This window comes from Bacillus sp. FJAT-22090 (genome assembly GCF_007676755.1).
Classification (GTDB): Bacteria; Bacillota; Bacilli; order Bacillales_A; family Planococcaceae; genus Psychrobacillus.
Map to the genome: position 1 here is coordinate 342,475 of NZ_VEBK01000003.1, position 12,680 is coordinate 355,154.

The 12,680-nt window shown below is 36.1% G+C and carries 12 protein-coding genes; 4 read left to right on the forward strand and 8 right to left on the reverse strand.

Going from position 1 to position 12,680, the window contains the following annotated elements; all coding sequences use genetic code 11:
- Window positions 1-479: 479 nt before the first annotated feature.
- Complete coding sequence (locus tag FS486_RS06570) at window positions 480-1,376, reverse strand: LysR family transcriptional regulator (RefSeq protein ID WP_144510517.1); 897 nt, start codon at window positions 1,374-1,376, stop codon at window positions 480-482.
- 134 nt (window positions 1,377-1,510) lie between these two features.
- Here FS486_RS06570 and FS486_RS06575 point away from each other — a divergent pair, with 134 nt between their 5' ends.
- Window positions 1,511-2,527, forward strand: a complete 1,017-nt coding sequence (locus FS486_RS06575; protein ID WP_144510518.1) for an alpha/beta fold hydrolase — start codon at window positions 1,511-1,513, stop codon at window positions 2,525-2,527.
- 1,177 nt (window positions 2,528-3,704) lie between these two features.
- Here the strand turns inward: FS486_RS06575 and FS486_RS06585 are convergent.
- From FS486_RS06585 to FS486_RS06610, 6 genes are all read right to left on the reverse strand, one after another.
- Window positions 3,705-4,535, reverse strand: coding sequence for a sugar nucleotide-binding protein (locus FS486_RS06585; protein WP_144510519.1), 831 nt, complete (start codon window positions 4,533-4,535; stop codon window positions 3,705-3,707).
- A gap of 135 nt (window positions 4,536-4,670) precedes the next feature.
- Entirely contained in the window at window positions 4,671-5,072 is a 402-nt protein-coding gene (locus FS486_RS06590) for a TIR domain-containing protein (RefSeq protein WP_144510520.1), read from the reverse strand.
- Window positions 5,073-5,160: 88 nt separating this feature from the next.
- A complete protein-coding gene (locus FS486_RS06595; RefSeq protein WP_144510521.1) occupies window positions 5,161-5,976 on the reverse strand; it encodes an SDR family NAD(P)-dependent oxidoreductase in 816 nt (271 codons plus the stop codon).
- 118 nt (window positions 5,977-6,094) lie between these two features.
- On the reverse strand, window positions 6,095-6,961 hold the full coding sequence (locus FS486_RS06600) for a S16 family serine protease (RefSeq protein WP_144510522.1): 867 nt from the start codon (window positions 6,959-6,961) through the stop codon (window positions 6,095-6,097).
- 262 nt (window positions 6,962-7,223) lie between these two features.
- Window positions 7,224-9,821 carry an MMPL family transporter gene (locus FS486_RS06605; protein WP_144510615.1) on the reverse strand — a complete coding sequence of 866 codons (2,598 nt, stop codon included), beginning with the start codon at window positions 9,819-9,821 and terminating at the stop codon, window positions 7,224-7,226.
- Window positions 9,821-10,267 carry a MarR family winged helix-turn-helix transcriptional regulator gene (locus FS486_RS06610; protein WP_144510523.1) on the reverse strand — a complete coding sequence of 149 codons (447 nt, stop codon included), beginning with the start codon at window positions 10,265-10,267 and terminating at the stop codon, window positions 9,821-9,823. Before FS486_RS06610 ends, FS486_RS06605 begins: the two co-directional genes overlap by 1 nt.
- A gap of 360 nt (window positions 10,268-10,627) precedes the next feature.
- On the opposite strand from FS486_RS06610, the gene FS486_RS06615 reads away from it, so the two are divergent.
- The 3 genes from FS486_RS06615 (at window position 10,628) to FS486_RS20575 (ending at window position 11,934) form a co-directional block, all read left to right on the forward strand.
- Entirely contained in the window at window positions 10,628-11,317 is a 690-nt protein-coding gene (locus FS486_RS06615) for a hypothetical protein (RefSeq protein ID WP_260858037.1), read from the forward strand.
- A gap of 103 nt (window positions 11,318-11,420) precedes the next feature.
- Window positions 11,421-11,735, forward strand: a complete 315-nt coding sequence (locus FS486_RS06620) for a DUF3243 domain-containing protein (RefSeq protein WP_144510525.1) — start codon at window positions 11,421-11,423, stop codon at window positions 11,733-11,735.
- Between the two features lie 76 nt (window positions 11,736-11,811).
- On the forward strand, window positions 11,812-11,934 hold the full coding sequence (locus FS486_RS20575) for a hypothetical protein (protein ID WP_313956978.1): 123 nt from the start codon (window positions 11,812-11,814) through the stop codon (window positions 11,932-11,934).
- 116 nt (window positions 11,935-12,050) lie between these two features.
- Here FS486_RS20575 and FS486_RS06630 read toward each other — a convergent pair whose 3' ends face one another.
- A complete protein-coding gene (locus FS486_RS06630; RefSeq protein ID WP_144510527.1) occupies window positions 12,051-12,590 on the reverse strand; it encodes a biotin transporter BioY in 540 nt (179 codons plus the stop codon).
- Between the last annotated feature and the right edge of the window lie 90 nt (window positions 12,591-12,680).

Here is a 12,680-nt window from a genome sequence, read left to right on the forward strand (position 1 = left end):
ATTGGAAGAGTTAAGTTTAGCAACCATAACACCCCATAATCTCTTCTGGACCGCTAAATGATAAACTCATATTTCTTCACCTAATATATATTCTACATCTTTTTGTGTATTCCTCTTATTGAACTAAACTGCCGTGCTAGTTGAAAAGAAAAGTGAAGCTAATCCAACAATTATGCCCCATTGCGATAATTACATTTCTCTTGAAATTAAATATTCATAAACTTCCTCTGGTACTTTGGTAATGAATGAAAAACTTTTCAAACTTAATTTGATAACTAACTTGCTTCGTTTGTTCAATAAGAAAAATGCTTTACTTCTTATTTGAAGTAAAGCACCCATTATTTTTAGTGAACTTTTTCGCAAAAGTACAATTTTACATACTAGAAGGGAGAGAAGATATGCTTTTAATAGTCTCTTCTCTTATGTAAGCTAATGAATTTGATAAATTTAATACATAATAATGTTCTTATATTCTTCGTCTAACCTTCCTCTATTTCTATAACTTCTCTCGCTACTTCAATAAAGGCTAATACGATAGGTGAAAGCCACTTATTTTTATGCCATGCCATATGTGTGTACACGTGCAAGTCAGGGATTTCCCAAGGAAGTGCAACAAGATCTCCCCGCTCAATTTCAGCTTTTGACGTTACTTCTGGGAGAAAGGCAATACCGATTGCTGAAATGGCACATTGTTTAATGGCTTCAGCATTTTGGAACTCTAAATACGTAATGTCGTCAATTCCCTTTTTCTCAAAGGACCGATCAAACATGGTTCGATAGGGACATCCTTTTTCATTGACCAAAAACACTTCTCCACGAAAATCTTCCAACTGCAATTCAGGTAATTTCGTCAGTGGATGGTCTGGCGCTACAAAAAAACGGAAATTTTCTTTTTGCAACGGCTCCACTGCAAGTTGTGTTGAAAGAACACTTTCATCCAGCAGAAAAACGACGTCTGAAGCTCCATCAAAAAGAGTTTGTTTGAGCTCTTGATTTGGAACAGAACGGAAGATAAGGCGAACTCCTGGGTAACGCGATCGAAATAGCTGAAAGACAGCTGGGAGCCTATATGCGCAAAGTACCTCGTTGGCACTTACCGTGATGGTGCCTCTTAAATCTTCATCATTATGTATGGCACTGCGTGCTTCGTCCAATTTAGTGAAAACGCTTTGTACATGCACTAAAAAGCGCTTCCCTTCAGTCGTAAGTGCAAGCTGCTTGCCTAACCGATCAAAAAGGCGAACGCCAAGTTCACTCTCTAATGCTTTTATTTGCATAGTGACGTTTGAGGGAACGTAATTTAAAACTTCTGCAGCCCGACTAAAATTTAATGTAGAAGCAACTGTGCGAAACATATGCAATTGACGCAATTCCATGCTATTCTTCCTTTCTTTTCAATATCATTGAAGACTATTTTGATTTTTATTCACTTTATTTGAAATTACTACAGTTCTATACTAACAACAAGAAGTAAGTTTTTGAAATTCAATTTGAAGGGAGTAATTATACAATGGATTACGAAATTTTTGACTTAGGAGACGTTACCTTACAATCAGGTGTAATTTTGCCGAAAGCTTTTCTTGCTTATAAAACTTATGGGAAATTAAATGAAAAGAGGGATAATGTTATCATTTATCCAACTGCTTTTGGGGACCAACATGTGCAGAATGAATGGCTAATAGGAGACGCTATGGCATTAGATCCTCAGAAATATTTTATTATCATCCCAAACTTATTGGGGAACGGGCTATCTTCGTCTCCTAGTAACACTCCACCCCCATTTGATAAAGCTAATTTTCCGGAGGTCACCATTTATGACAACGTTCAATTCCAGCATCGTCTAGTGACTGAAAAATTTGACATCCAGAAAATAACACTTGTAGTCGGATGGTCAATGGGAGGGATTCAATCCTACCAATGGGGAGCAAGTTATCCGGACATGGTGGAACGGATTGCACCTTTCTGCGGAAGCGCAAAGACTTGGCCACATACGTTTGTAGTCTTGGATAGCATGAAAGCTGCGTTAATGGCTGCAGTCTCTTTCGATTCAAGTAAATTAAACAAGCTGACTTCTGATGATATGCGTACGGTTGGCCGAGTGTATGCGGGATGGGGTCTATCACAGGCGTATTACAGAAAGGAACTTTATCGCGAAATGGGATTTGACTCATTGGAAGATTTTGTGGCTGGTGTCTGGGAAGAAAGCTTTATGAAGATGGATCCGCACAATGTCCTTGCTATGTTGTGGACAGGCAAACATGCAGATATCAGTAAAAACCCAACATATAACGGAAAGTTCGATGAGGCACTTAATAATATTAAAGCACTTGCTTGTATCATGCCTGGAAGTACTGATCTATTCTGCACTGCTGAAGATAACCAATACGAGGCTAGCCTTATATCCAATGCTGCTTTTAATCCTATTGAGTCGATCTGGGGCCATTTTTCCGGTCGTGGAATAAATAGTGTCGACAATCAATTTATTGATGACAACCTAAAACACTTACTTGCACAATCAGTACAATAAGGTCCAATAAGTTTGTATACTTCCAGGAACTCATATTCTTCCTCTATTGAGGAATCTGTACTTTTCTTAAAAAGACTTAGAGCTAATTAAGACAATTCTAAAATGATAATGTTCACAAAAGGTACTGTTACAGGACAAAAGGAGAGAAGAAGTGCTATAAATAGCCTATTCTCTCCTTTTATATTTCTGCAACTTCTAAAATAACTCAAATTACTGAGATCAATTTGATATTTTGGATAAAAAAATAGACCATCGATATATGATGATCTTGTTTAACAAACACCTGTTAGCTCGATACAAAAAGAAGAAATCATTTCGTAATTAGAGAGCTCACTAAATACTTTATTTAAATGGAGTATTAAAAATGGAATGGACTTATTTGTTTAGCAAATAACGCTATAATAAAAGAAAAAACAACTATCATTGCCAATTGCTTTGGGCCTTTGTAAAAGACTATGCATAAAACTACATACATAATTAATTCTTCAATATAATTTAATACATATAAAATAAACCAATTCCTAAAGAGAGACTTAACATTAACCCCATAGGTAACGATGGTAAGATAAAAGACAGTCTTACATTGTTTTTAGCATTCCACACTATAATCGCTAACAAAGGAGAAGCTAGCGCTATACTGCCCCATAATATAAAATATCTACTTGGAAAAACGCCAAATAAATAAGCTGTATATATAATAGCTTACTAGCATCCCTAAAAAAAAATATGAATGTATTAATCGTAGCTCTAGTTAGTGTTTTACTATATGCAGCTATAAATGATGCGATTAAAACCCAACTACCTAACCTAGTAAATAAATCTTCAAAATATCTTAGAACCTTCATCGATAACTGGGATAGTATCTTAATATTTGGCAATTAAGCCCAAGGTTATACTAAAAATTAAACAGAAAAAATAGCTTGGTATTTTGTTTTTAATCATTCTTTCACCCCGACATTCCGTCTACTATTTTCATTTTCTTATAGCAACCCGCCTACCAATATCTAACCAAATTCTTTTTAGAAAATTAATATAAGATCATTTGCTAAAAGCGTGGCTATCTAACCATGCTTTTCCATCGGAATTATCAAAGGTTCACTTCTTCAACTAAACTGCTATATTAGTTGAATACCAACTACCGTGTCTTTTCAAACACACAGAAAAAAACAAAAATTAGTCAAACTGAGCGAAAATTTGTTTTAAGTAATTGGTGAGCTTTTTGGGTATTTAAAGACGTATCAAAAGATAGATAAGGAGCATCTTCTTTTGATCTTATAGTTGGACGGAGAATGCTATTATTCCATCCAAGTTGTACTAATCTCTTTTTATAAAACGTATAATAGCTTTCTTTATGTATGGGTCCAGCATGCAAAATTCCATTAAAATTTATATTAGTCAATTCAATAATCATATTTGATAAATCATTAACATTCACAAAAGTTCTATACACATTTGTCCATGCATCAAATGACTGATTCTCTTTAATGTCATCGATTATTTGTATGGTTCGTTTTTCAATACCTTGATCACCATTACTACCATACAATGGTCCAGTTCGAAGTATCACGTGATTTGGATGTTTATTGAGAATTAAATTTTCTCCAATATGTTTACCGTTCACATAATCAGCTAAACGTGCTTCTTTAGGCAACGTCCCAATTGGGTCAGTTTCTTTGTAACCACCAATTCCTTCAACAAAAACTGCATCCGTTGATAGAAATATAAGCTTTGTTGTACTCTCTATTTCTGATAATAAATTTTGGAGCCCTAAATTGATTAATTGGGTTTCATCTTCAAAACTCATGAGTGACCATATAACTACTTCTGGCCTTATTTTTTGAATGGCCCTTCCAATGGATTGTTTGTCTGTGACATCTACTTGAATAATATTAGAGTTTTCATGTTGATAACGTGAGGTACCAAATACTGTTAGGTTTTTGTTATCTGAAGCCAATTGGAATAAATTTGATCCCAAAAAGCCAGTTGCTCCTAATATAAGTATTCTCATATAAACTTCCTTTTTTAGTTTATTTTATTTTGTATTCGCCACAATCCCCAACTTTTATGTATTTTTCAATATCAAATTGAATTGATTTTGTTCAACAAACCTACCTTCTAAGTTTTTTACGAAAGAAACTTCTCGTTAGCTTAAAGAAATTTTTGATTTTAATTCTATACTATCTACTAACTCATCTATTGTTCCAAAGCACTTTTTGATTTCAGGTAAATGATAAAATGTGCTGGTCGTTTCCATATTATCGATTTCTTTGTTCGGTGAGTAAAGATAAATTTTTTTGTTATTTCCAAGAGCAATACCTAATTCAATATGGCTTCCTTTTCCTGCTGGTAATAAAACAACAATAAAATCCGCTTCTATTACAGCATTTTTCTCCTTTTGACCTATTTCCTTTAGTTCTTCCAAAGTTTTTACGTTCTCATTTACAGTCCAGTCATATGTATGGATAAATCCTTTATTTTTCAACCTTTTACTAACATATCTAACTTGATCTATATTTTTTAAGCTAGATGCAATATAAAATTTCATAATTTCTCTCCTTTTTGCTTCCCCTTCTTCAACTTAGCTGCCGTGTGAAACATACAATCATTCTTTTATAGACCTAGGAAGCAGACCCTTATTTAAACGGCAATGGTTGAGTTCCATCGACATCGGTAAAGCCATATTTTCTCGCAAGTTCTGCTACCATCATTGTTTCTCCGGAAAACTTAGATACCGTAGTGTCCGATGCCAATGCCACAACCGCACGACCAACATACACTGTTGTTTCGGTTGTTCCATCCTCAGGACCATAACCTGAATCTATAACTCTTTCTGTTCTCATCCAACCTGGACAAACTGCAACTACTGAAACGTTGTGGGTCTCTAATTCCTTAGCCATTCCTATTGTCATTCGATTGATAGCATTCATAGCTAAATCGTAATATAAATTACTTGAGACTTTGTCTTTGATAAAAAATGTGATATTTACAATTAAGCCTTTATGATGTTGTACCATCAGGGGCATAGCGTAACGAGTAGCCAGCAAATAAGCTTGCGGTCCAGCAACCATCATAGCATTCCAATGCTCCAGTGGCCGTTCCCAAAAACGCTTCCCATTTCCTGATGGTAGAGAACTTTCAGAGCCACCAAATACACAATTAACTAAAATGTCAATCCGTCCGTGTTCCTTTTCAATTTGCTCAAATAGTTTCCTTACGTCCTTGTCGCTTGTATGGTCACATTGTATTGCGATGCCTTTACCTCCTCGCGAAGTAACACCATGGGCAGTATCCTCAATGGTTTCTGGTCGATTATCAGTTGTAGCTCCCTTTACACTCCTACCTGTCACATACACTGTCGCTCCTGCACTACCTAGTTGAAAAGCAATTCCTCTACCCGCTCCACGAGATGCTCCTGTAACAACAGCAATTTTCCCTTGTAATGGTTTCATATTTTCCTAACTCCCTTATCGCTCTCAATTTTATAAGTAGAAAAGTATTTATATTAATTGCCCCTTTAGACGAAGAACAAAAAAGGCTGTTTCTTTTCTGCCATAGATGCTACTTATTTTAATGTTTTTCATTTAAGTCGTTAATTAATTGAATAGCTTCACTTACATTTGAAACATCAAAAATCTCCACTTTTGTCTTTAGTTCGTTTTGAACTTTTGTTACTTCTTCGGCATTTTCGCTAGGGATAATCATAAATGGTATGCCAGATTTTTCTGTGATCTGTATCTTTTCTTTAATATAGCCGACAGGTAGAACATCCCCTCTTACGTTAATTGCTCCTGTAACAGCGATTGGCAATCGATTTTTTAACGTTCCTCTTTTATATAAGCCAGATAGAACCAAGCCTAGCCCTGCACTATCTCCACTAATTTGTTCATGTTTAAAAAATTCACTGAGCCATTCCTCTTCCAGACCCAAATATTTTTTCACATTATCTTCAGTCTCTTCTATTGGCTCTTTTTGAAGATGAAGCCACAATAATAATTGGTCGTTTTTAACTCCATAGATCATACGATTATTGATTTTAGTAATAGTTAATATATCATCATTTTGGTTTGTTAAAATATCCTCATCTTGCTTATTATGTAAAGTTATCTTTTTAACCCCTAACAAATATATTCCCGAATCTTTTAACGCTTGTGTAGGTTCAATATATAAGTGCATAAAATGTGATGGTGTTGTATAACCTAAAAGTAAAAATTCATAGCTAAATAGAAGGGATAAAATAATTATAGCCATTGAGATTTTCCGTTTGCTCGCTCGTTTTTTTCTAAATACGATTAATATACATAGCAAAATTATTATGCCGATAAATAATATACATAGAAACATCCATTCATTAATAACATCTTGAAGATATAATAGTAGAAGTACAAGATAAAAAAGAATAGATAAAACACTAGTAATGATATTTAATTTATTCATTTAGTAACCATTCTCCCAAAACACCCTATTGTTTATTCTTCTTTCATAACCTGCTATGTTACTTTAAAACGTTTAAAATACTTCTAAACTAGCTCAGAAACTATTATTTAAGATAAGCTTTTCCAGAATTACAACTAATACTCTCTATTCTCCATCTAGTAACCATATTCCTTTGAAAATTACATTTCTACCTATAGAAACTGTTAATTCAATGGGAAAACCCTTCGAAGTACTCTCCGAAGGGTTTTAGCAAATCTATTTGTTATTTCTTCTTTATACCAAACGGCCACCATACTCCACGGTCAAATGACACTGTGATTGCCGGGATTAATAATGGCAATACGATGAGTCCATATAACAGTAATCCAATAATAACGATGGAAGCAATCTGTACTAAACTAAGCACACCGGATGGCATCATAGCACCGAATGTTCCTGCTAATATGATCGCTGCAGTAATAATTACCGTTCCCATCTTCGCCATCGATAAAGCAATCGCATCTTTTACTGATATACCTTTTTGCGCCTCTTCACGGAAACGATCGAGTAAGAAAATTGAATAGTCTACACCCAGTGCTACGAGCATCACAAATCCGAAGAATGGGACAGCCCAGCTAATTCCATCGTATCCAAGTATATTTTCAAAAATTAGCTCTGACACAGCAATAGATGTGTAGTATGTCAGCAGTAACGAACCAATCATGAACAAAGGCATGATAAAGGAACGGAACAAAATTGCTAATACAATAAACAAGCTAACGAGCATAATAACGACAGTACTTGTAAAATCACTAGATGAAATATCCGCTAAATCACTGTTCAAGCTCGATATCCCTCCAAAAGCAATTGTCGCATCTTCTAATGGAGTTCCCTTCACTTCAGCAGTTGCTGCAGCTTTCAGACGATGCACAGTTTGAATGGCATCAGGAGAATACGGATCGTCCTTTAGCATGACTTCCATCATCAGCCCTTTACCATCTGCAAAGGTATATCGATCTAATACTTGTGTAAACTCTTCATTTTCAAGCGTTCCAGTGGGGATGAATAGGCCAGTATCCCGAACACTTTTTAGGGAGCTCATTTCATCCATCATATCGATTGCTTTGGATAAACCGTCGGATATCTGTACTATTCCTTCTTTAGAAGCAGCTATTCCTCCTGCTAACTGAGACAAGCCTTCCATATTTCCGGATGTAGAAGTCAAACCCTTTTCTATTTGGCCAAGTTGATCGCTAATCGCATTTAATGCTCCAACCGATTGTTTTATATTTCCTGATTGTTGTAAGCCTTGTGCTACTTGCTGTAATTGACCATTTATTTGCCCAATACCTGCACCTAGATTAGTCATTCCTTCATTGGCACTGGCTCCACCGAGACTTGTTGTTATTTGCTCAAGTCCTGCACTTATTTCATCCAACCCATCACGAGCCTCTACTAAACCATCCGATAATAAACCTATTTGTTTATCAACATATAAATCTTCTATAATATCCCCAGTCGGACGTGTTACCGTACGAATTTTCTCGACCCCTTCTACTTTTTCAAGCTTTTTGCTTAACATTTCCACGTATGGGATGGTCTCTTCATCTGCTAATATTTCACTAGATTTTATAACGATTTGAACAGGCAGGGAATCGCCTTTACCAAATCCTTTTTCGATTGCTTTAAGCCCTTTTACCGATTCATATTCCGATCCTATTTCATCCACTGTGTTAAATGATAGAGAATTATCATAAGTCAAAAGCAAAGGGACCGTTAGAATAGCGACTACTAATATAGAAACTAGTGGTCGTTTCACAGATAACTTACTCATCCAAATCCATAATTTACTGTCATTATGAGAAACCGACTTTTTGGTTGGCCAAAATAGTTTTTCTTTTAATACAGCCATAAAGAAAGGCACAACCGTAAATAGCACGACCAGTAATACTGCTATTCCGACTGCCACAGCAACTGCACTTTTAAAGATAGGGAAATCTGCAAAACCAATAGCAAAAAATCCGATAAATACAGCTACGCCACTAATAAGCAATGTGCGCCCTGCCGTTTTATACGTATTGACAATAGCTTCCTCTACCTGTCTTCCAGCTGCAAGTTCTTCTTTGTATCGGCTTAACAATAAAATACAGTAATCCGTACCGATACCAAATAAAATGGCTACTAAGAAAATTTGCGTATAGTTGGAAACTGGAAAGCCAAACCAATCGATAAAATAGGCTACAACAGATTGGCTCAGTAAATAAGTTATTCCAACAGCTACTAAAGGAATAAATGGAGTCACAATAGAACGGAAAACTGCCAGTAACAATCCGAATATGAGGACAACTGTAATTACTTCCGTACGTTTCAATCCTTCTTGTGCACTTACATTCACATCATTATTAATAATCGCTTCTCCTGTTATATAAGCCGTCAAGTCTGACGGGATTATGTTTTTGCGAATAGTCGATGCCAACTCATTGACTGTCTCATCCGTTCCATCTACCGTTATAGGAATAAGAATTGTTTTTCGATCCTTAGATATGAGTTGTTTCTCTAACTCTTTATTGGCCACGGGATTCAATACGCTTGTAACAGGTTTTCCTAGCGATTCGACGCCCTCTGCAATCTGATTTAGCTGATCACGAATGTCCTCTGTTAAACTACTTTTTAACTCAACTACAACAGAGATTGTCTGGTCACTAGCACCTGCATCCTCTAAAACCTTTGATGCCACTTGTGAAGAAGCATCTTCTGCTAACTGGAACGAACCTGCATCCTCCGCCTGATTTGCTAAATCTGGTGCTATTAAAAACAACACGACTGCTAAGACTAGCAGACCAATCGTAATCGGCCATTTAAGTTTTAATACAGTTTTCATCATTTCACTCCATCCATTTTCAATATTTCTTTTAACTTGCGAAACATTTGTAAAAATTGTTCAACCTCGTATGCATCTACTTTGTCAGACAATAACTTTTCAATATAAGAATGTATTACATAATCAGATTTCTTAATCACTTCTTTTCCATCATCAGTTAACGCAAGCAACTTTTCACGTTTATCCTCAGAAGGAATTTGCTTCACTAAGTTTTTCTCCAATAACTTTTTTAACCTGCTAGAAATAGCACTCTTATGAACCCCTTGAAGTACAGCTAATCTTCCGGCAGTTGCCATTTCCTCTTTTCCGATCAGCTTCAACACTTGTATTTGTTCTGGTGAATATTCTTTCCAAAGTTGTTCATCCACGCTTCGTAATACACGTTCTGTTCCATAGATAAGCACCTCTTCAAATAACTCAACCGCTTCTTGTATTTGCTTTTCCAAACTAGTTTACCCCCTAAACAATTGTCTTTAGTTTAGGGGGTAAACTAGTTAAAGTCAACTATATACAAGTGGCAAACCTGTGTCACAAATCTGTTTAGAAAAGTATCTATCGTTTTCACTATGCTTTCCATCGGCACCTTATGTATAAAAAAAAATCGGCAACCAAGTAGGTTACCGATACACATGAATGCACTAACTTAACGTTTGAGGGGGGTTAAGTGTGCAAAATAATCAGCCACAATTGGGAGAAAAGTCGCTGTTAAGAATCTTCTCACATAAAGAGTAATTCTCTATATGAAAATGATAATCATTTTCATTTAAGATGTCAACAATTTCGATAAAAAAATGTATACTAGTTGTATGACAACTTTATCAAATGATCAAATCAGACAACTGAATAATTATAGTGTGTATGTAAATCCAATAGGAACTCCGCTTTTTAACGCAAAAAATGTAGATAGTTCACTTTCTTTAATTAAATTAATCTCAGGAGCTCCAAATGATCCTATTGCAGCATCTTTTTTCATGCGGAGAGTGGGTATGTTCATTTCTATGCAATTTTATATGATGACAATGTACGATGAAATTTGGGATGGCCCATTAGAAGAGCTAAATTTTTTTGCAACGACGGAGTATGGTAATAAGACAATCAGCACATATATAAAACAAGAACATTTTCGAGATGTGAGTGAAAATCGTGAAGAAGATGTGCAGTTGATTTGGGAGCACCAATGTTATTCCATCATCCAGCAACTCCGATCACAATGCAATGTCTCCCCTCTTACACTTTGGGAGAATGTATTTGGCTATTTGCTTTGGCACTATCATGTTTTTTTCCAAAATCCCACCATCGTAGATCAGGCAAAACAGGATTGGGCTTTAATGCAAAATGAAACGATTTGGACTGCTTTTACAACTAAATCTCATCTAGCCAACTATTTGAAAGGAAAAAGTCCATCAGAGCTCATAAATACCCCAGTACGAACAACTTGCTGCTTTTCAAAAGATATTCCTGGCTTGCAAAAGTGTGGTTTTTGCCCTCTTAACTAGTCTGCTCTCATCTAACCACATTATTCCTAATAAATAATACGCATGATTGCACACTTCTTGGATATAGCTAATAACAGTTCCATAAAAAAAGGAGTGAGGAAAATTGGCAAGTAACATAGATGAACGCGTAGAGGCAAAGTTAAACAGTATCGGTACAGAAGAAAAAGAAGAAATTCTAAAAAACTTCACTAACTTTAAATCGTATTTAGCAAGTAAAGTTACTGCGGGAGAGAAAATGGGGTTAAGCGAGGAAGTTCTAGCTAAAGCTACTGAAAAAGTCGCTGGTTACCTAGCAAAACATGAGGAACCACGTAACCGCGAGGAACATCTTTTACAACAACTTTGGAAAAGTGGAGACAAGGAGCAACAGCATGCTCTTAGTCACATGCTTCTGAACCTTGTAAAAAATGAAGGATAAAATCCGAAAAGATGCAAAAGGTCGCTTCCTCGATAATCCCGACGGAGTGCGAACAACCAAGGAAAGCCTGTTCGATATGCATGAAGACATGCAAACTGTAGATGCAATTTCAGTAGAGGATCTCAATATGCAAGTACAGGATGAGCAATACCACCACCACACAAAAGATCGCTCCTTTAGTGAGGAACGATACCCCTAATACAATAAAGCTTGCCCGAATCCCCTTCGGAGCAAGCTTTTTTTGTGCGACGAGCTTTGCGCAGGAGCAAGCTTTTTTTGTGCGGAGCTGAACGAAAGGAAGTGGAAGCAAGCTTTTTATATTAATTTCGCGGCTACCAGACGATTTCTTATGAGCACTCCTATAATAGCGGCAACAACTGCCTTTGCTAAGTCAGGTAAAACAAATGGAAGCATTCCACCTTTAAATGCTCCATCCCATGGAAGATCCGCAACCAACTTTAACCAAATCGTTCCAAAAACTAAAATAATAAACACGGCAATCATATTTGCTATAATTGCTTGTACTTTTGTATGACCAAAGTTTTCTAAATACCAACCAACAAATAAAGCGGCAGGAATAATGGCTAACAAGTAGCCTCCGGTTGGCCCTATAACAATTCCAAACCCGCCTTTCATCCCTGCAAACACTGGAATCCCGATTACGCCCATTAATACATAAACCGCAACTGCAAGTGTTCCATATTTTGCCCCAAGTATAGTTGCTGTTAGCATAACTGCAATCGTCATTAACGTAAATGGGACAGGCGGGATATTAATCATTATTTGTGCGGCTACAGCTATAATCGCTGCAAACAAAGCTGCGACAATCATCATTTTTAAACGATCATTTCTCATCTTATTTCCCCCTATGTATAATGAGTTAACCAATTTAATATATAAAGTTAACTCAAATTCATCATAATAAATATATTTCTTTTCGTCAAT

What these genes read in the sequence shown, in the direction of transcription:
- FS486_RS06570 (WP_144510517.1), bottom strand. Translation starts at nt 1,376, where the DNA reads ATGGAATTGCGTCAATTGCATATGTTTCGCACAGTTGCTTCTACATTA.
- FS486_RS06575 (WP_144510518.1), top strand. Translation starts at nt 1,511, where the DNA reads ATGGATTACGAAATTTTTGACTTAGGAGACGTTACCTTACAATCAGGT.
- FS486_RS06585 (WP_144510519.1), bottom strand. Translation starts at nt 4,535, where the DNA reads ATGAGAATACTTATATTAGGAGCAACTGGCTTTTTGGGATCAAATTTA.
- FS486_RS06590 (WP_144510520.1), bottom strand. Translation starts at nt 5,072, where the DNA reads ATGAAATTTTATATTGCATCTAGCTTAAAAAATATAGATCAAGTTAGA.
- FS486_RS06595 (WP_144510521.1), bottom strand. Translation starts at nt 5,976, where the DNA reads ATGAAACCATTACAAGGGAAAATTGCTGTTGTTACAGGAGCATCTCGT.
- FS486_RS06600 (WP_144510522.1), bottom strand. Translation starts at nt 6,961, where the DNA reads ATGAATAAATTAAATATCATTACTAGTGTTTTATCTATTCTTTTTTAT.
- FS486_RS06605 (WP_144510615.1), bottom strand. Translation starts at nt 9,821, where the DNA reads ATGAAAACTGTATTAAAACTTAAATGGCCGATTACGATTGGTCTGCTA.
- FS486_RS06615 (WP_260858037.1), top strand. Translation starts at nt 10,628, where the DNA reads ATGACAACTTTATCAAATGATCAAATCAGACAACTGAATAATTATAGT.
- FS486_RS20575 (WP_313956978.1), top strand. Translation starts at nt 11,812, where the DNA reads ATGCATGAAGACATGCAAACTGTAGATGCAATTTCAGTAGAGGATCTC.
- FS486_RS06630 (WP_144510527.1), bottom strand. Translation starts at nt 12,590, where the DNA reads ATGAGAAATGATCGTTTAAAAATGATGATTGTCGCAGCTTTGTTTGCA.